Below are 17,471 nucleotides of genomic sequence, written 5' to 3'. Positions count from 1 at the left end.
CACACCGGTCACACGGTGCCGTCAGCGACAGTCGAGATTTGAAGACAGGATCAGGGCGAGAACAGCAGGATCACGCGTCGGTCAGATGTATCCACGTCGGGGAAGACGTTGGAGCTCGATCGGAGGTGGACTGTGGTGACTCGTGGGTCGAATGCGTCCGGAGGAAATTCTCAGGGCGTCATCTTTGTGCACTCGGCACCGGCGGCGATCTGCCCGCACGTCGAGTGGGCGATCTCGGGCGTGATCGGGGATCGGGTGTCGCTGTCCTGGACGGCGCAACCGGCGTCTCCGGGTCAGCTGCGCGCCGAGGTCGGCTGGAAGGGCGAGGCCGGCACCGCCGGACGGATTGCGTCCGCTCTGCGCGCCTGGCCGATGCTGCGCTTCGAGATCACCGAGAACGCGAGCGGGACAGCCGACGGGGAGCGCGTCTGCCACGTCCCGGGTCGCGGCATCTGGCGGTCCGGGATGTCTGCCAACGGTGACGTCGTTCTCGGCGAGGACCAGATCCGCTCGCTGATGGAACGGGCCACGAGCCTGGACGGTCTGCGTCATGCGCTGTCGTCGGCCATCGGGTCCGAGGTGGACGCCGAGCTGGAGCCCTTCCGGCGCGCTGGCGAGGGCACCCCCGTGACCTGGCTGCACCAGGTCGGCTGAGCGGGCACAACCGACACGGGTCTTGGACGTCCTTCCGGCGGTCCCCACGATCGGTGGGGCCGGTCGAAGGGGTGCGTGGGCTCTTGGCAACACGAAGTGGTCGGTTGACCGTCGGCCTCCTGACCGCTGTGGTCGTGCTGCTGGTGATCGGCAGTGCCGGCGCGTTCGCGATCGCCCGTCACCAACGCGGGTCCGCCGGGGTGGCTGCGCCGGACCCGGCCGCGTCCCGGCTCCCGCCGCACCCCCAGCAGGCGCCGGGCAGTTCGGCCGGCGGTGCCACGTCCACCGAAGGCCAGGGCACCCAGCAGCCGGTCAGGTCGACGGGCGAGGCGCCCCCGGCGTCGTCGGCGGCGGCTTCGCCGATGGCGTCGGCATCCACCGACGCCGGGCCGGCGCCGGAGACCGATCCCGCGACGGCCCCGGTGGGTCCGTCGAACAACCTCACGGTGCAGATGTCGCCGTCCACCCGCACCCACGCACGCTCGCAGGATGTCCAACAGGTGCTGCAGACCTACTTCGACGCGATCAACCAGCACGACTACTCCAGCTGGACCCAGTCGGTGACGAAGACCCTTGCCTCTCACCAGACAGGTCAGCAGTGGCTTCTGGCGTACGCGACGACCGTCGACTCGAGCATCTGGATGCAGTCGATGCGGGACGACCCCCTGCAGGTCCAGATCCACTTCACGTCGCAACAGGACCCGGATCTGGCCCCGGTCGACCTGAAGGTCGGCTGCATCCACTGGACCCTGACCTATCAGCTCGCCGATCAGGACGGCCGGTTGGCCATCGGATCGACGGTCGACGGAAGTGTCGACTACGTCAAGTGCTGACGCCGGTCGCCGGTCGCCGGTCGTCGGTTGACGGTGGCAGCTCCGGCGTCCGCTACAGCGGGATGTTGCTGTGCGCTCCGCGGCCGGCCGGTGCGGAGGCGAGCGCCTCTGCGACGCGACGGCGGGTCTCGGCCGGCGTGATGACCTCGTCGACGACACCGAGTTCGATTGCGCGATTGACACCGCCCGCGACCTTCTCGTGCTCGATCGCCAGCGCCGCGTGCAGAGCCTCGCGCTCGTCGTCCGGAGCGGCGGCCAGCTTGCGCTTGTGCAGGATCCCGACGGCGGCCTTCGCCCCCATCACCGCGATCTCGGCATCGGGCCACGCGAAGACCGCCGTCGCGCCGAGGGCTTTGGAGTTCATCGCGATGTAGGCCCCGCCGTACGCCTTCCTGGTGACCAGGGTGACGCGGGGGACCACTGCCTCAGCGAAGGCGTGCAACAGCTTCGCCCCCCGCCGCACGACGCCGTCCCACTCCTGTCCGACACCCGGCAGATACCCGGGGACGTCGACGATGACCAGCAGGGGGATGCCGAAGGCGTCACACATCCGGACGAACCGTGAGGCCTTCTCGGCCGAGGTGGAGTCCAGGCAGCCGCCAAGGCGAATCGGATTGTTCGCCACCACCCCGACGCTGCGACCGGCCAGCCGACCCAGCCCGATGACGATGTTCGGCGCCCACTTGGCCTGGAGCTCCTCCATCGGCTCGTCCAGGATGCGGTCGATCACCGGCCGGACGTTGTAGGCCCGGTTGCGCTGCTCGGGCAGCACGTTGCCCAGTTCCGGATCGTCGGCCATGCCGGCGACGCCCGCGATCCCCGGCCGCGAGAACAGCGCGAAGACGCGGCGGGCGCGGACGTAGGCGTCCTCCTCCGAATCCGACACGATGTGCACCACACCGGATTTGCGGCCGTGCGCAGACGGTCCGCCGAGCGCTTCCATGTCGACCTGCTCGCCGGTCACCGACCGGACCACGTCAGGCCCGGTCACGAACACCCTGCCTTCGGGCGACATGATGACGACATCGGTCAGCGCCGGACCGTAGGCCGCACCCCCGGCGGCCGGGCCGAGGACCACCGAGATCTGCGGGACGCGACCCGAGGCCCTGACCATCGCCGCGAACACCTGCCCGACACCGTCCAGCGCCTCTACACCCTCGGCCAGGCGCGCGCCGCCGGAGTGCCAGATGCCGATCACCGGGATGCGTTCCCGGATCGCAGCGTCGATGGCGTCCACGATGTGACGGCAACCGGCCGAGCCCATGGCCCCGCCCATCCGGGTGGCGTCTGTGCAGTAGGCGATCACCTTGGACCCGTCGATCCGCCCCCGGACGACCGAGACACCGGAGGTGTCGGTGGCATGCAGCGGGACCACCGTCTCCGGGTCGAGCAACTTGGCCAACCTGACCTCGGGCTCGCGGAAGTCGAGCTTTCGCGGGCCGGGCCCGGCCGCCTGGGCCGGCTGTTCAGCGGTCATGCTCACAGCAACTCCTGACATCTGTGCTTCGCCGGGAGGCGATGAATCCCTCGCCGGACGGCGATGACTTGTTCGCCGGGAGGCGATGACTTGTTCGCCGGGAGGCGATGACTTGTTCGCCGGGAGGCGATGACTTGTTCGCCGGGAGGCGATGACTTGTTCGCCGGGAGGCGATGACTTGTTCGCCGGGAGGCGATGACTTGTTCGCCGGGAGGCGACGATCGGTGCGGGAGGGGCTATTTGGTGAACACGAGGGCGACGTTGTGACCGCCGAAGCCGAACGAGTTGTTGACGGCCGCCGTAATCGTGGTCTCGCGGTTCTTGGTGGCGATGTCGGCGTGCACCGCAGGGTCGAGATTGAAGATGTTGCGGGTGCCGGGGATGATCCCGTACTTGAGCGTCAGGACGGTGGCGATGCTCTCGACGGCGCCGGTTGCGCCGAGCATGTGGCCCGTCATCGACTTGTTCGCGGTCAGCACGACCTGGTCGCCGAAGATCTGCACCGCCGTGTTGGCCTCCGGGATGTCGCCGACCGGCGTCGACGTCGCATGGGCGTTGACGTGGCCGATCTCGGACGCCGACATGTCCGCTGACACGAGCGCCTTGCCGATGGCGCGGGCCGCGCCGTTGCCGTTCGGGTCGGGGGCGCTGACGTGGTAGGCGTCGTTGGACATCCCCACCCCGGCGAGCCTGCCGTAGATTTTGGCGCCGCGGGCTCTCGCGTGGTCGGCGTCCTCCAGGACCACCATTCCGGCGCCCTCACCGAGCACGAACCCGTCCCGATCGACGTCCCAGGGGCGCGAGGCGGTCTCGGGGTCGTCGTTCCGGGTGCTCATCGCCCGCATCTGCGAGAACCCGGCGATCGGCAGTGGGTGGATGCAGGCCTCCGCGCCACCGGCGATGACCACGTCGACCTCACCGGACTTGATCAGCCGGAACGCCCACGCCAGGGCCTCCGCACCGGATGCGCAGGCGGAAACGGGCGCGTGGACCGCCCCGCGGGCCTTCACCCACAGGGCGACCGTGGACGCCGGTCCGTTCGGCATCAACATGGGGACGGTGAGGACGGCGACCTTCCGCAGCCCCTCCGTCTCCAGGAGGTCGTCCTGGTTCATCAGGCTGACGGCTCCACCGATTCCGGTACCGACCACGACGCCGAGCCGCTCCGGATCCATCTCCGGAGCACCGGCATCGGCCCAGGCCTCGCGGGCGGCGATCAGGGCGACCTGTTCGCTCCGATCCAGCCGACGGGCCTCCACGCGGGAGAGCACCTCGGACGGATCCACCTTGAGAGCTGCACCGATGCGGACCGGCAGGTCGTACTGCGCCACCCTGGGGTCGGTCAGCGGACCGACCCCGCTGACTCCGTCCAGCAATGCCTGCCAGGTCTCCTGGGCAGTTCCGCCGATGGGGGTGGTCGCGCCGATGCCGGTGACGACGACGTCGCGGTCGTTGCTCATACCGCGCTCACGAGCCTTCCGCAGGCGGACGGCCTCTGCCGTGCGCCCAGTGTTCCCGACTGTGTTCCCGACTCGATCCGGGCCGAGCTGTGCTGCTCGCTCATACCTTGTTGGCCTCGATGTAGGTGACGGCGTCACCAACGGTCTTGAGCTTGGCCAGCTCGTCGTCCGGGATCTTCACACCGAACTTGTCCTCGGCCTGCACCGCGATCTCGACCATCGACAGCGAGTCGATGTCCAGGTCGTCGGTGAAGGACTTGTCGGCGGTGACGTCGGCAGCCGGGACGCCGGCGACCTCTTCGACGATCTCGCCGAGGCCGGCGAGGGTGTCCTCGTTGCTCACGGTGATTCCTTTCGGTGGTGATGTCCTCTTCCCGGGGACCCGGGAGGAAGTTGGCGCTGCACGGACGAACTCAGCGAGCACCGCAGGCACAGTGTTCCAGCCGCAGCGGCCTCCGCGTGCCGCAGGCCCGCCGCGGATCGCCTCACGGACAGCGGAAGACCTGGCCCGCGTAGGTGAGCCCGGCGCCGAAGCCGACGGCCAGGACGATTTCTCCGGGGGATACGTGGCCGGCCTGGCGCATCCGGTCGAGGGCGATCGGGATCGACGCCGACGACGTGTTGCCGGAGGTGACGATGTCCTTCGCCACCCGCATCTGCGGGTTGGCGCCGGCGGCCACCAGCTTCTTGGCGATGGACTCGACGATGCGCAGGTTGGCCTGGTGCGTCACCAGGACGTCGATGTCGGAAAGCTGCAGGCCGGCCAGCTCGACCGCCCTGATCGCGACCGGCGCGATGGCCGTGGTGGCCCAGCGGAACACCGCCTGGCCCTCCTGGATGAAGCTCGCATCACGGGACTCGATCCGGATGGCCCTGGTCTGGTGCTCGTCGCTTCCCCAGGCGACCGGGCCGATACCCGGTTCGTCCGACGCCGAGACCACGGCCGCTCCGGCGCCGTCGGCGAAGATGATGGCCGTCGCGCGGTCGACCGGATCGGTCCAGGCGGTGAGCTTCTCGGAGCCGACCACCAGGACGTTCCTGGCACTGCCGGCCCGGATGGCGTGGTCGGCTGCGGCCAGTGCGTAGCAGAACCCGGCGCAGGCCGCGTTCAGGTCGAACGAGCCGGGAGCGGAGATGTCCAGCGCCAGGGCGATCTGGGTGGACGTGTGCGGCACCTGGGACTCGGTGGTGCAGGTCGCGACGATGACGGTGTCGATGTCCGACGGCTCGAGACCCGCGTCGGCCAGCGCCTTCCCGCCGGCGATGGCGCCCATCGAGGCGACGGTGTCCTGATCGCCCGCGACGTGCCGCTCGGCGATGCCGACGCGACTCTGGATCCACTCGTCGTTGGTCTCCATGATCTTGGACAGGTCGTCGTTGGTGACGATCTGCTCCGGCCGGAAGTGCCCGAGGCCGACGATCTTCGACCCGTTCCTCGTGGCCGGGTGGGAAATCTGGACCGCGCTCATACCTGGGACCTCACTGGACTCGACGGTGATGCGGTGCTGGTCGGTGCTGCCGTGCTGTGTTCGGCGATGAAGGCCGCGGCCTTGTCGAGGTCATCGGGGCTCTTCAGGGCCAGCGTGGCCACCCCCTTCAGGTCCCGTTTGACCAGCCCGACCAGGGTGCCGGCCGGGGGAAGCTCCAGCACGCCCGTCACCCCGAGCCGGGACAGCATGGCCATGCAGGCATCCCAGCGCACCGGGCGGGTCACCTGGGCCGACAGCAGATCCAGGTAGGCGCGGCCGGTGGGGACGACGGACCCGTCGGAGTTCGTCAGCAACGGCCTGGTCGGATCGACCGCGGTGACACCCCGCAGGAAGTCCTCCACCGCCTGTTGCGCCGGCGCCATGTAGCGGGTGTGGAACGCCCCGGCCACCGGTAGCGGGATGATCCGTGCCCCGGCGGGCGGATCCGCGGCGAGCGCGGCAAGGGCGTCGGTGGTACCGGCGGCCACGATCTGACCGCCGCCGTTGACGTTGGCGCCCACCAGGTCCAGCGCGTCGAGCGCGGCGAGGACGACGTCGCTGTCGCCGCCGAGGACGGCGGACATCGACGTCGGGGCCAGGGCGCAGGCCAGGCCCATGGCGGCACCGCGGATGCCGGCGGCCCTGACCGCGGTCTTCGGGTCGATGATGCCGGCCAGGGCCGCGGCGGCGAGTTCGCCGACCGAATGTCCGGCGCAGGCGAAGTCCTGCGGAAGTGGCAGGACGGCCGCGGCCAGCAGGGCGGAGGCGACGACCAGCGGCTGCGTCACCGCGGTGTCCTTGATCTCCTCGGCGCCAGCTGTGGTGCCGAGGCGCGGCAGGTCGATGCCGGCCGCCTCGGCGAACGTCGCCGCCAATGGGGAGAGCCCGGGAACCTCCAGCCAGGGAATCAACATTCCGGGCTTCTGAGCTCCCTGTCCAGGGGCGACGATGGCCAGCACGCCCTTAGCAAACCACGGCCGACGTTCGGTTGAGTGTTCGGCAGTCCTACCAAGTCGCGACCGATGATTAGTAGGAATCCTACAAAGCGGCTGGTGTGTTCGTCCAAAATGGCACGAGTGCGCCGCACCGCGGGTGACGGCTCCGCGCCCAGGCTCCCCTGCCCACGAGAGATCCTCGCTCACGGGAGGATCCTCGCTCACAGGAGATCGTCGAGCCGGCCGATGGCCATGGCCGTCTGCAGGACGAACGCCTCCCGACTGGTGGTCGCGTCCAGGCCGGTGATGTCGGCGATCCGGCGCAACCGGTACCGGACGGTGTTGGCGTGCACGAAGAGCAGACGCGCGGTGGGTTCCAGTGCGCCGCCGGTGGCGAGGTAGGTGTCCAGGGTGTTCGGCAACGGATCGCCGGCGACCATCAGGGGGGTATAGACGCTGCGGCGCAAGTATTCCCGTGCCTCGTCATCGCCGGCCATGACCCGCTCGGGCAGGAGGCTGTCGGCATCGACACCGCGCGGAGCCCAGGGCCAGGCCCGCACCGCCCTGATCCCGGAAAGGGCCGAGCGGGCCGAGTTCATCGCACCGGACAGCCCGGTGCCGATGGGGCCGCGGACGATCGGGCCGGGTCCATAGGTGTCCAGCAGCGCGTCCACGCCGGTCGAAAGGGCTTGTTCGTCCGGAGCCGACAGCACCAGGATGAGGCGGTCACCGTGGAGACCGGCCAGGGCGGCGACACCCAGGCCGGCGGCTCGTTCCGCCGCACCGGCGATCAGGGCCGACTGCCGAATGCGCTCGGCCGAGGACGCGGCACCGAACCTGGTTTGGCGTCTCGCCTCGGACGGGTCGCTCTCGGGCCTCGACGAGGCCGGGGGCGACCCGACCACCACCGTCACCGGGCCGGAGAAGTCCCAGCTCAACGCGGCCGCCCGGGAGGCGAGGGAGTCGCCCCCCTCTCCGCGGACGATGCTGTCCACGACCAGGGCCTCCAGTCGCTGGTCCCAGGCCCCCCGTGATTCGGCCGCCGCGGCGTAGACGCCGGCCGCCGAGAAGGCGACCTCCCGGGAGTACCGCAGCAGCGAGTCGGCCAGCACGGCAGACTCGGCCGGGTCGGCGGCCAGCGCCGGCAGATGGTCCTCGGCGACCGAGATCGCGATCCTCACCAGCTCGACGGTGCGGTGCAGCGTGACGCTCCGCGCCAGCTCCCTCGGCGCCGCACCGAACACCGCCTCGGTCAGCTTGAATCCGTCGAGCCCGCCGCCGACCCAACCGACGTAGCCGGCGATCCCGGCCTGCGCGACGAGCGTGACCCAACTCCGTTGCAGGGCGGGCAGGGATCGGAACCAGGGCAGACGCTCGTCCATCAACGCCACCGACCGGGTGGCCAGGCCGCTGGCCGCGCGCTCCACCTTCCGCAGCGTGGGCTCGCTGACGACCGACCTCCGCTCGGACGCCGAGGGATCGGTGGGGTTCACCCGTCCAGCGTCGCACGGCCGGTCAAGGTGCGTCGAGCGGCGACTTCTGGTCACTTCACGGGCGATTTGCCCGTTCCGGGTCACCGCTCGATGCGCGGAACCCTCGGCCTATTCGGGCGTGACGTTCGTGGCCTGGGGATCCTTCGGGGACTGCTCCACCTCGAAGGTCACCCGCTGGCCCTCTTCGAGCGACTTGTACCCCGACCCACCGATGGCGGAGTAGTGGACGAAGACATCGCCGGTCCCGTCTTCTGGGGAGATGAAGCCGTAGCCCTTCTCCGCGTTGAACCACTTCACAGTTCCCTGTGCCATACCTGCTCTCCTCGAGCCGTGACCGCGGCCCTGGGCCGCGGGCTTCCTGCTCCCCGGCCGGGACGAATCCGATCGGGGGGATGCGTCCGTTCCCACCGCGCGGGCGAGGGGGAAGGGCGACAACGGCCCAAAGATACAACGCACTCCCACGGCTGGCTAGGGTCCCGCCGGAGCGAGGATGCAGCACCGGCGAGTCCCTCTACGGGACCCGCCGGGGAACCTTGCTCAGGCGTCTCCGCCCGCGTTCCCGGAGGTTCCGGCCTTCGCGTCGTGCAGCTGGTAGCGCTCGACCGCCTCCGATGCCGCGCCCTCGCGATAGCCGCCCTGACGCTCCAGCGCGGCCAGCGCGGCGACCGTCATCGACGGGCCGTCGATCAGGAAGTGACGACGCGCGGCCGCCCTGGTATCGGAGAAGCCGAAACCATCCGCACCCAGGGCCACGAAATCGCCGGGCACCCAGGGAGCGATCTGGTTCTGCACCGCCCGCTGGAAGTCGCTCGTGGCGATCACCGGGCCCGGACGGTCGGCCAGGGCCGTGGTGACGTACGGCTCGGTGTGGTGCCCGGACGGGTCCAGCAACTTGGCGCGCTCGATGGCGTCACCCTCGCGCCGCAGCTCCGACCAACTCGTGACCGACCACACGTCGGCCGCCACGTCCCAGTCCCGGGCGAGCAGCTCCTGGGCTTCCAGCGCCCAGCGCACCCCGACCCCGGAGGCCAGCAATTGAACGCGGGCCCTTCCGTCGGTCTCCGTCGCGGGGGCCAGCAGGTACATGCCCTTGAGCAGTCCCTCGACATCCAGGTTCTCCGGCTGGGCCGGTTGTACATAGGGCTCGTTGTACAAGGTGATGTAGTAGACGATGTCCTCGCCGCCGAACTCGCCGGCCGACGCGGTGATCCCGGAACCGGAGGCTTCCGGGCCGCCGTACATCCGGCGCATGCCGTCCTTGACGATGTGGCCGATCTCGTACCCGTAGGCCGGGTCGTAGGCGACCACGTGCGGCATGGTCGCGGCGAGCAGGTGCGAGTGCCCGTCGGCGTGCTGCAGCCCCTCGCCGGTGAGGGTCGTGCGGCCGGCGGTCGCGCCGAGCACGAACCCGCGGCACATCTGGTCGCCCGCGGCCCACAGTCCGTCACCGGTCCGCTGGAAACCGAACATCGAGTAGAAGATGTACATCGGGATCATCGGCTCGCCGTGTGCGGCGTAGGTGCTGGCGACGGCCGTGAAGGTGGCGACCGAGCCGGCCTCGTTGATGCCCTCGTGCAGGATCACGCCCTGCTCGGATTCCTTGTACGCCAACATGAGATTGGCGTCAACGGCGGTGTAGAGCTGGCCCGCCGGGTTGTAGATCTTCTGCGACGGGAAGAACGAGTCCATGCCGAAGGTGCGCGCCTCGTCCGGGATGATCGGCACGATGCGCTTGCCGATCTCCGGATCCTTGAACAGGTCGCGGACCAACCGGACGAAGGCCATCGTGGTGGCGATCTCCTGCTTGCCCGAACCGCGGTTCACCACCTTGTACGTCTCGTCGCCGGGCAGCTTCAGCGGCTTCGCGGTGACCCGTCGTTCCGGCACGTAGCCGCCCAGCCGGGACCGGCGCTCCTGCAGGTACTGGATCTCCGGAGCGTCCTCGCCTGGGTGGTAGTAGGGAGGCTGGTACGGGTTCTCCTCCAGTTGCGCATCGCTGATCGGGATGTGCAGCTCGTCCCGGAAGGACTTGAGGTTGTCCAGGGTCAGCTTCTTCATCTGGTGCGTGGCGTTGCGGCCCTCGAAGGAGGATCCGAGGTGGAAGCCCTTGATGGTCTTGGCCAGGATGACGGTCGGCTGCCCCACGTGGTGGGTGGCCGCGTGATAGGCGGCGTGGACCTTCTTGTAGTCGTGGCCGCCCCGCTTGAGGGCCCAGATCTCGTCGTCGCTCATGGCGGCGGTCATCGCCTTGGTGCGCGGATCACGCCCGAAGAAGTGCTCCCGGACGTAGGCACCGTCGTTGGCCTTGTAGGTCTGGTAGTCGCCGTCCGCGGTGGTGTTCATAAGGTTGACAAGGGCGCCGTCCTTGTCCGCGTGCAGGAGGGCGTCCCACTCGCGTCCCCAGACGACCTTGATGACGTTCCAGCCCGCTCCGCGGAAGAACGACTCGAGTTCCTGGATGATCTTGCCGTTGCCGCGTACCGGACCGTCGAGGCGCTGCAGGTTGCAGTTGATGACGTACGTCAGGTTGTCGAGGCCGTCGATGGCCGGCAGATGGATCAGGCCGCGCGATTCCACCTCGTCCAGCTCGCCGTCGCCCAGGAAGGCCCAGACGTGCTGCTGCGAGGTGTCCTTGATGCCGCGGTGGTGCAGGTACCGGTTGACCCTGGCCTGGGCGATGGCGTTCATCGGGCCCAGACCCATCGAGACCGTCGGGTGCTCCCAGAAGTCGGGCATCAGCCGCGGGTGCGGGTACGACGGCATGCCGCCGCCCGGGTGCGAGACCTCCTGACGGAAGCCGTCCAGCTTGTCGGCGCTGAGCCGTCCTTCGAGAAAAGCTCTGGCGTACATGCCGGGGGAGGCGTGGCCCTGGAAGAAGACGTGGTCGCCGCCGCCCGGATGGTTCTTGCCGCGGAAGAAGTGGTTGTAGCCGACTTCGTAGAGGCTGGCGGAGGAGGCATAGGTGGAGATGTGGCCGCCGACGCCGACGCCGGGCCGCTGGGCCCGGTGGACCATGATCGCCGCGTTCCAGCGGATCCAGTTCCGGTAGCGGCGCTCGATTTCTTCGTCGCCCGGGAAGAACGGCTCCGACTCGGTGGCGATGGTGTTGATGTAGTCGGTGGTCGTCAGGGCGGGCAGGCCGACGTGCTGCTCGTTCGCGCGGCCGAGCAGCCGCATCATCAGGTACCTGGCACGCTGCTGCCCGCCCGCGTCGACCATGGCGTCGAACGAGTCGAGCCACTCCTGGGTCTCTTCGGGGTCGGCGTCCGGGAACTGGGCGGCGAAGCCGTCCTGGATGAGGTGATGACGCGAGGGGCCGGAATCTGTTCCGGCCGGGCGCGGCGTCAGGGAGGAAGCCAAGGGATCTCCTCGTCATACGTCCGACGGACGTGGCAGCGCCAATGAGCACTCCGCCGTCGAACGGGTGGATTATCTGGTCGCGCCGGGTGGGAGCGACCGCCACCCGTCATCCTTCCGCATCCGCCCCCGCTCTGCCGCCGCGGGCCGGTTCGGCAGGGCTGATGGTGGGTCGAAGTTCTCGAACCGGCCAACACTTGCATAATGTTGGGCACGCCGGGGCAGTGATTCGTCACGAAGTCTGGCCAGGTGCGTCGGATCGCAAGGGTCCGGGGTGCGAGCACCATCCAGGGATCACCGGGTAGGAAGGCACGAGAACAACAGTGACTGAGGTCTCGGGGCAGGCGGAAGCCGTCGCTGTCCGGCTCGGCCTGAAGGCGGGCGACGTGGTCGGCGAAATCGGATACGACGACGACGTCGACCACGATCTACGGGAAGCCGTCGAGGGAATCATCGGCTCGGAACTGCTCGACGAGGATGCAGACGACGTCCTGGATGCAGTGATCCTCTGGTGGCGCGAGGAGGACGGGGATCTGACCGACGCGTTGGTCGATGCCATCACCCTGCTCGCCGACACCGGGGTGATCTGGTTGCTGACACCCAAGACGGGCAGCCAGGGCTACGTCGAACCGAGCGACATCGCGGAGGCGACCAGGACGGCCGGGCTGGCCCAGACCACCACCGTGCCCGGCGGCCTGCTGTGGATGACGGCCAAGCTGGCCCGGGCGAAACAGGGCCGCATCAGGCGCTGAAGCTGCTGTCCACCAACCTTTCTCGTTCAGTTTCCCCACCCACCCCACCCCTCACCAAAGGCAGGATGCATGTCAGTCGAAGTCGGATCGCTCGCCCCGGATTTCACCCTTCCGGACTCGGATCGGGCGCCGTTCAAGCTGTCCGAACACCGGGGCAGGAAGGCCGTTCTCGTGGTCTTCTACCCGTTCGCCTTCTCGGGGACCTGCACGGCCGAGCTGTGCAGCCTGCGCGACGATCTGGCCTCGTTCCAGAACGAGCGGGTACAGGTCGTTGCCGTCTCCACCGACCCGGCGCCGTCCCTCAAGGCATGGGCGGCCGCGCAGGGCTACGACTTCCCGCTGCTGTCCGACTTCTGGCCGCACGGCGAGGTCGCCAAGACCTATGGCGTCTTCCACGACCAGGGCGGTATGGCCGTGCGCGGCACTTTCCTCGTCGGCCTCGATGGTGTGGTCACCTTCGCCGAGGTCAACGGACCGGGCGAGGCAAGGGACCAGGCCTCCTGGAAGCGGGCCGTCGCGGCCCTGCCGGCCGGCTGATCTCCGCGTCCGCCTGTCGGCCGGCGCTCGTTCGCTGTCGAGGTCCTCGGGTCGGCGGTGTGCTGCGGAAGCCTCCGGGCGTGCGGTGGTGCGCTGCGGCGGTCCCGGACGTGGGATGATTCGCCGACCAGCCTGAACTTCGCGACGTTCGGTGCTGTCACCTGCACCAGGGCGCGTAGCTCAGCGGAAGAGCTCCCGGTTTACACCCGGGCGGTCGGGGGTTCGAAACCCTCCGCGCCCACCGATGGATCGTCGTCGGCGAGAATCCAGCAGGCGCCGGTCATCACGCAGCGCACTCCACCGATGGTGGGTCCCGTCCGCGCCGGGTTGGCCCGAGTGGCCGACGTTCAGTCCAGAAATTCGCATGACTGCCGTAGTTCGGTGCCTGTACTCGGGCACCGAACTACTCCAACGATGTCGTTTTCGCTGGAACCCCGGGCGGTACCCGCAGCCGAGGGCCATCGGCTGCCTACTAACTGCCCCAGCTGATTCCGCAGAGGCGATCTCAGCGCCTCGCGTTCCCGCGGGGAGCAGACGGACCCCGGGGTGCGGCCGTGGGTCGGCCGGGTCTGGCGTCATCGGCGCAAATTCCGAAGGTGGTGCCGATCCGTCTACCGATCGGTACCGGATGACGCCGGGTGGTCCGGACCCAGAATTTGTCGGTGCGGATCTCAGGCGGTGATGGTGTCGAGGGTGACCTCGATGTTGCCCCTGGTGGCGTTCGAGTAGGGGCAGACCTGGTGGGCGGCCTCCACGAGGGCCTCGGCAGTGGCCTGGTCGACACCGGACATCTCGACGTGCAGGGCAACGCTCAGACCGAAGCCGCCCGTGTCGTTCGGGCCGATCCCCACGTCGGCGAACACCGCGGCGTCGGCGATCGGAGCCTTCTGCCTCCCGGCGATCAGCTTGAGTGCGGACAGGAAGCACGCGGAGTAGCCCGCGGCGAACAGCTGTTCCGGGTTCGTCGCGCCGCCCGCGCCGCCCATCTCCACCGGCGTGGCCAGATCGTGATCGACGAGGCCGTCCGAGCTCCGGGTGTGGCCGTTGCGTCCGTCGCCGGTGGCGGTGGCGGATGCGGTGTAGAGAACGCTCATGATGTGCTGGTCCTTTTCAACGGTGAGGTGATCGGGCGGCAGCTTGCCGCCGCTCTCCCGGGCCAACACGGACGGGTCGGACATGATTCCGGCGGGGGCAGCGCCGGGCCGGGCCTCGCGCTCATGATCGGGTCGACTCGTGTCACCTGGGTCCCATTCGGTCCATCTTCGTGAGCGCCGGCGAAGTTGATCAGCGCGGGGCCGGGGCGGGGTCAGCCGTCGACGAACTGCCAGGTGGAGTTGTTGCCGGCACTGGCCTCGACGGCGGCCAGCACCCGTTGGACACCCAGCGCATCGGCGAAGGAGGGAGTGGGCTGCTCACCGGATCCGATGGCCGTCACGAGGTCGACGACCTGGTGGGTGAAGCCGTGCTCGTAGCCCAAGCCGTGGCCGGCCGGCCACCAGTGGCTCACGTAGGGATGCTCCGGTTCGGTGACCAGGATGCGCCGGAAACCCTGGCGTCCCGGCTCGTTCGTCCCGTCGTAGTACTGCAGGGTGTTCATGTCCTCGAAGTCGAAGGCGATCGACCCGAGGGAGCCGTTGACCTCCAGCCGAAGAGCATTTCGTCGTCCCAGGGCGAAGCGGGTGGCCTCGAAGACGCCGATCGGGCCGCCGTCGAACCGGGCGGTGAAGACAGCTGCGTCATCGACGGTGACCGGGCCACTGGGGACGTCTTCGCCGACCTGGCCGCGACCGCCGAGACCGACCAGATCGCCGCCCAGCGGTCGCCGCGCGACGAACGTCTCCATGAGCGCCGAGACGCCGGTGATCTGCTGACCGGTGACGAACTGCGACGCGTCGATGATGTGTGCCCCGATGTCGCCGAGGGCGCCGGAGCCGGCCTTCTCCTTGTCCATCCGCCAGGTCAGCGGTGCGTTCTCGTCGGACAGCCAGTCCTGCAGGTACTGCGCGCGGACCTGACGGATCGTGCCGACCTCGCCGTTTGCGATCATCTGCTTGAACAGGGCCAGGGCCGGGGTGCGGCGATAGGTGAAGCCGCACATGGCCATCACCCCGTCGGCCGCCGCACGTTCGGCGGCGGCCGTCATCGCTTCGGCCTCGGGTACCGAGTTCGCCAGCGGCTTCTCGCAGAGCACGTGCTTGCCGGCCTCGAGCGCCGCGATCGCGATCTGGGCGTGGGTGTCGCCCGGGGTGCAGATGTCGATCAGGTCGATGTCGTCGCGCTCGATCAGTCGCCGCCAGTCGGTTTCCACCGACGACCAGCCCATCCTGTCGGCCGCCGTCCGCGCCGCGACGGCGTTCCGGCCCGCGAGAGCGGTCAACTCGGGGACGAGGGGCAGGTCGAAGAATCGGGACGCGGTGCGCCAGGCGTGGGAGTGGGCCGCGCCCATGAAGGCGTACCCGACCATGCCGACCCGCAATGGACCTGAAGAGGACATCGTTGCTCCCTGGAAGATGCGTCGGCCGTCGTTGACCCGACGCTCGTTGCGTTGCCCGCCCAGATTAGTGCCAGCGGCTGAACAATTCCTGCCAGGTCCCCGTATCCCGACAGACGGGAATCAATTCCCATGCAGTGAAACCGGGTATATGGTCGATCAGACCCGAATCCACCGTCAGATCGAAGGTGTTGCGCTCATGACCTCGTCGCAGTACACCCATGGTCACCATGATTCTGTGCTGCGCTCCCATCGCCGGCGCACCGCCACGAATTCGGCGGCGTACCTGCTGCCGCACCTCGCGTGCGGAATGTCGGTGCTCGACATCGGTTGTGGCCCCGGCACCATCACGATCGATCTGGCGGCACTGGTGGCACCGGGACGGGTCTCGGGAATCGACTACGAGTCTGCGGTGGTGGCCGAGGCCTCGGCGGCGGGCGCCGGGGTGACCAACCTGAGCTTCGCGGTCGGGGACGTCCGCGGGTTGTCCGATGACGACGGTTCCTTCGACGTCGTCCATGCGCATCAGGTCCTGCAACACCTGACCGACCCGGTGGCGGCGCTCCGCGAGATGCGCCGGGTGTGCCGTCCCGGCGGTATCGTCGCCGCCCGGGATGCCGACTACGCGGCGATGGCCTGGTACCCACGGATTCCGGCGTTGGCCGACTGGATGGTGCTCTACCAGCAGGTCGCCCGGAGCAACGGCGCCGAGCCGGACGGTGGGCGGTTCCTGCGTCACTGGGCGCACCGGGCCGGGTTCACCGACGTGACGTCCTCGGCGTCCGTCTGGTGCTACTCGACCGAGTCGGAGCGGCAGTGGTGGGGTGGCCTCTGGGCCGACCGCGTGGTCGCGTCGAATTTCGCCGGGCAGGCGATCGATCGTGGCTTCGCCGACGCTGCTCAGCTGGCCGCCCTGTCCGATGGTTGGCGTGAGTGGGCTGCAGACCCCGACGCGTGGTTCGCCGTCGTCAATGGTGAGATCCTCTGCCGGCGTTGAGCTTCGGTCGCGTGCGACTCAACCAGAAGCGCTCCCGCCGGCTCTGGTCAGGGCCAGTTGCGCGGCCCGTCGGCGGATTTCTGTCGACCGGGCACTCCGCTGGGCGACAGCGAGCAACTCGCGTTGATGGGCGATCTGCAACCCGAGCTCGCTGATCCGGCGATCGATCTCGGCCACTTCCTGCACCGCAACCGCTGCAGCCCGCCCAGCCTCCTCCGCCTCCCGTCGGGCGGCCTCGAGCCGGTGAAGTCTCTCCTCTTCGGTCTTGCGCTGTCGGGTTGCGGCCTGGCGTTGCTCGGCCGCGGCCCGCTCGGTGGCCTGCGCTTGTGCTGCCTGCCGCTGCGCGGCCCCTGGATCGGGTGCCGCCGGCCGGCGCCCGGCCGGCTCTGGCTCTGCCGGCTCAGGTTCTGCTGACTCAGGTGTTCCCGGCTCTGGCTCTGCCGGCCCGGGTTCTGCCGCCGCGGCCCCGGCCCGGCCGGCCGGCTGCGAGCGCGCACGGGGCATCGGGATCACGGCCGCGAGCTCCGGGAGCGACGCCGATCCGAAACCATCCCACCTGGCCTGGGTGACCAGTGATCCGGACATGAGGCGATCAGCCACCTCTTCGTCGGCCAGCGCAGCGTTGAGGGTGGCCACCACCTCCTCCCTGGTCGACGCGGACGGCGTCGTCTGCTCGGTGATGTCGAAGGCCAGCTGGGCCAGATCATGGACCAGGCTGCGCCGTGTGCGCGACAGCTCCCGGAGAGCGGTCGCGTCGAGCTCCTTCTCGGCCGACCGGAAAGCGGTGCCCAGATCCACGAGTTCCTGGACCGACTGCGGCGCTTCCCGGACCAGACGGTTCAGCGTGTCCGCGGAAAGGGTGGGTTTGCGCAGGGCGGCGATCTGGACGGCGAGTTCCCGATCTCCACCCGACCGTGCGGCCACCGAGAGGAGCTTCCTGCGCCGGGTGAACTCAGCCGTCGGGCTGGAATACAGCTCTTCGACGGCTCCGTGCAGCGTTGGGCCGGTCACCGGTC

16 protein-coding genes and 1 tRNA gene are annotated in these 17,471 nt (G+C 69.1%); 6 read left to right on the top strand and 11 right to left on the bottom strand.

Annotated features, from left to right (window positions below):
• Nucleotides 1-135 precede the first annotated feature (135 nt).
• Together H7F38_RS18540 and H7F38_RS18535 are read left to right on the top strand one after the other, a co-directional pair.
• The gene (locus H7F38_RS18540) at nucleotides 136-654 is read left to right on the top strand and encodes a DUF3145 domain-containing protein (RefSeq protein ID WP_222618165.1); all 519 of its coding nucleotides are present in this window, start codon (nucleotides 136-138) and stop codon (nucleotides 652-654) included.
• 104 nt (nucleotides 655-758) lie between these two features.
• Nucleotides 759-1,487 (top strand): hypothetical protein, encoded by a 729-nt coding sequence (locus tag H7F38_RS18535; protein WP_187091203.1) that lies wholly within the window; start codon nucleotides 759-761, stop codon nucleotides 1,485-1,487.
• A 52-nt stretch (nucleotides 1,488-1,539) separates the two neighbouring features.
• On the opposite strand, the gene H7F38_RS18530 is transcribed toward H7F38_RS18535, so the two are convergent.
• The 8 genes from H7F38_RS18530 to aceE all read right to left on the bottom strand — a co-directional run bounded on the left by H7F38_RS18530 (nucleotide 1,540) and on the right by aceE (nucleotide 11,681).
• Nucleotides 1,540-2,964: an acyl-CoA carboxylase subunit beta gene (locus H7F38_RS18530; RefSeq protein ID WP_187091202.1), complete on the bottom strand. Its 1,425-nt coding sequence runs from the start codon at nucleotides 2,962-2,964 to the stop codon at nucleotides 1,540-1,542.
• A gap of 236 nt (nucleotides 2,965-3,200) precedes the next feature.
• On the bottom strand, nucleotides 3,201-4,424 hold the full coding sequence (locus H7F38_RS18525) for a beta-ketoacyl synthase (protein WP_187091201.1): 1,224 nt from the start codon (nucleotides 4,422-4,424) through the stop codon (nucleotides 3,201-3,203).
• Nucleotides 4,425-4,524: 100 nt separating this feature from the next.
• On the bottom strand, nucleotides 4,525-4,767 hold the full coding sequence (locus H7F38_RS18520) for an acyl carrier protein (RefSeq protein WP_187091200.1): 243 nt from the start codon (nucleotides 4,765-4,767) through the stop codon (nucleotides 4,525-4,527).
• A 142-nt stretch (nucleotides 4,768-4,909) separates the two neighbouring features.
• Nucleotides 4,910-5,893, bottom strand: coding sequence for a beta-ketoacyl-ACP synthase III (locus H7F38_RS18515; protein ID WP_187091199.1), 984 nt, complete (start codon nucleotides 5,891-5,893; stop codon nucleotides 4,910-4,912).
• Entirely contained in the window at nucleotides 5,890-6,852 is a 963-nt protein-coding gene (locus H7F38_RS18510; RefSeq protein WP_187091198.1) for an ACP S-malonyltransferase, read from the bottom strand. Before H7F38_RS18510 ends, H7F38_RS18515 begins: the two co-directional genes overlap by 4 nt.
• 197 nt (nucleotides 6,853-7,049) lie before the next feature.
• Complete coding sequence (locus H7F38_RS18505; RefSeq protein WP_255498064.1) at nucleotides 7,050-8,321, bottom strand: CdaR family transcriptional regulator; 1,272 nt, start codon at nucleotides 8,319-8,321, stop codon at nucleotides 7,050-7,052.
• Between the two features lie 108 nt (nucleotides 8,322-8,429).
• On the bottom strand, nucleotides 8,430-8,633 hold the full coding sequence (locus tag H7F38_RS18500; RefSeq protein ID WP_187091197.1) for a cold-shock protein: 204 nt from the start codon (nucleotides 8,631-8,633) through the stop codon (nucleotides 8,430-8,432).
• A gap of 225 nt (nucleotides 8,634-8,858) precedes the next feature.
• Nucleotides 8,859-11,681 (bottom strand): pyruvate dehydrogenase (acetyl-transferring), homodimeric type, encoded by a 2,823-nt coding sequence (gene aceE, locus H7F38_RS18495; RefSeq protein ID WP_187091196.1) that lies wholly within the window; start codon nucleotides 11,679-11,681, stop codon nucleotides 8,859-8,861.
• Nucleotides 11,682-12,001: 320 nt separating this feature from the next.
• Between aceE and H7F38_RS18490 the strand changes: the two genes are divergently transcribed.
• From H7F38_RS18490 to H7F38_RS18480, 3 genes are all read left to right on the top strand, one after another.
• Complete coding sequence (locus tag H7F38_RS18490) at nucleotides 12,002-12,430, top strand: DUF3052 domain-containing protein (protein WP_187091195.1); 429 nt, start codon at nucleotides 12,002-12,004, stop codon at nucleotides 12,428-12,430.
• Nucleotides 12,431-12,499: 69 nt separating this feature from the next.
• A complete protein-coding gene (locus H7F38_RS18485; protein WP_187091194.1) occupies nucleotides 12,500-12,967 on the top strand; it encodes a peroxiredoxin in 468 nt (155 codons plus the stop codon).
• A gap of 169 nt (nucleotides 12,968-13,136) precedes the next feature.
• Nucleotides 13,137-13,208: transfer RNA gene (locus tag H7F38_RS18480), tRNA-Val, on the top strand.
• A gap of 430 nt (nucleotides 13,209-13,638) precedes the next feature.
• Here H7F38_RS18480 and H7F38_RS18475 read toward each other — a convergent pair.
• Complete coding sequence (locus H7F38_RS18475) at nucleotides 13,639-14,061, bottom strand: organic hydroperoxide resistance protein (protein WP_187094814.1); 423 nt, start codon at nucleotides 14,059-14,061, stop codon at nucleotides 13,639-13,641.
• Nucleotides 14,062-14,273: 212 nt separating this feature from the next.
• A complete protein-coding gene (locus H7F38_RS18470) occupies nucleotides 14,274-15,461 on the bottom strand; it encodes a Gfo/Idh/MocA family protein (protein WP_187091193.1) in 1,188 nt (395 codons plus the stop codon).
• 196 nt (nucleotides 15,462-15,657) lie between these two features.
• On the opposite strand from H7F38_RS18470, the gene H7F38_RS18465 reads away from it, so the two are divergent.
• On the top strand, nucleotides 15,658-16,455 hold the full coding sequence (locus tag H7F38_RS18465; RefSeq protein WP_187091192.1) for a methyltransferase domain-containing protein: 798 nt from the start codon (nucleotides 15,658-15,660) through the stop codon (nucleotides 16,453-16,455).
• Between the two features lie 18 nt (nucleotides 16,456-16,473).
• Here H7F38_RS18465 and H7F38_RS18460 read toward each other — a convergent pair whose 3' ends face one another.
• A complete protein-coding gene (locus H7F38_RS18460; RefSeq protein ID WP_187091191.1) occupies nucleotides 16,474-17,466 on the bottom strand; it encodes a hypothetical protein in 993 nt (330 codons plus the stop codon).
• Nucleotides 17,467-17,471: the final 5 nt, after the last annotated feature.

It is taken from the genome of Nakamurella sp. PAMC28650 (assembly GCF_014303395.1).
GTDB lineage: Bacteria > Actinomycetota > Actinomycetes > Mycobacteriales > Nakamurellaceae > Nakamurella.
The sequence above is the reverse complement of the archived record's forward strand: the minus strand, read 5'-3'. Positions and strand labels throughout refer to the sequence as shown.

Bases quoted from the DNA above. Each gene is read 5' to 3' on its own strand.
- H7F38_RS18470 (WP_187091193.1), bottom strand. From the start codon at position 15,461: ATGTCCTCTTCAGGTCCATTGCGGGTCGGCATGGTCGGGTACGCCTTC.
- H7F38_RS18465 (WP_187091192.1), top strand. From the start codon at position 15,658: ATGACCTCGTCGCAGTACACCCATGGTCACCATGATTCTGTGCTGCGC.
- H7F38_RS18525 (WP_187091201.1), bottom strand. From the start codon at position 4,424: ATGAGCAACGACCGCGACGTCGTCGTCACCGGCATCGGCGCGACCACC.
- H7F38_RS18515 (WP_187091199.1), bottom strand. From the start codon at position 5,893: ATGAGCGCGGTCCAGATTTCCCACCCGGCCACGAGGAACGGGTCGAAG.
- H7F38_RS18500 (WP_187091197.1), bottom strand. From the start codon at position 8,633: ATGGCACAGGGAACTGTGAAGTGGTTCAACGCGGAGAAGGGCTACGGC.
- H7F38_RS18530 (WP_187091202.1), bottom strand. From the start codon at position 2,964: ATGACCGCTGAACAGCCGGCCCAGGCGGCCGGGCCCGGCCCGCGAAAG.
- H7F38_RS18485 (WP_187091194.1), top strand. From the start codon at position 12,500: ATGTCAGTCGAAGTCGGATCGCTCGCCCCGGATTTCACCCTTCCGGAC.
- H7F38_RS18475 (WP_187094814.1), bottom strand. From the start codon at position 14,061: ATGAGCGTTCTCTACACCGCATCCGCCACCGCCACCGGCGACGGACGC.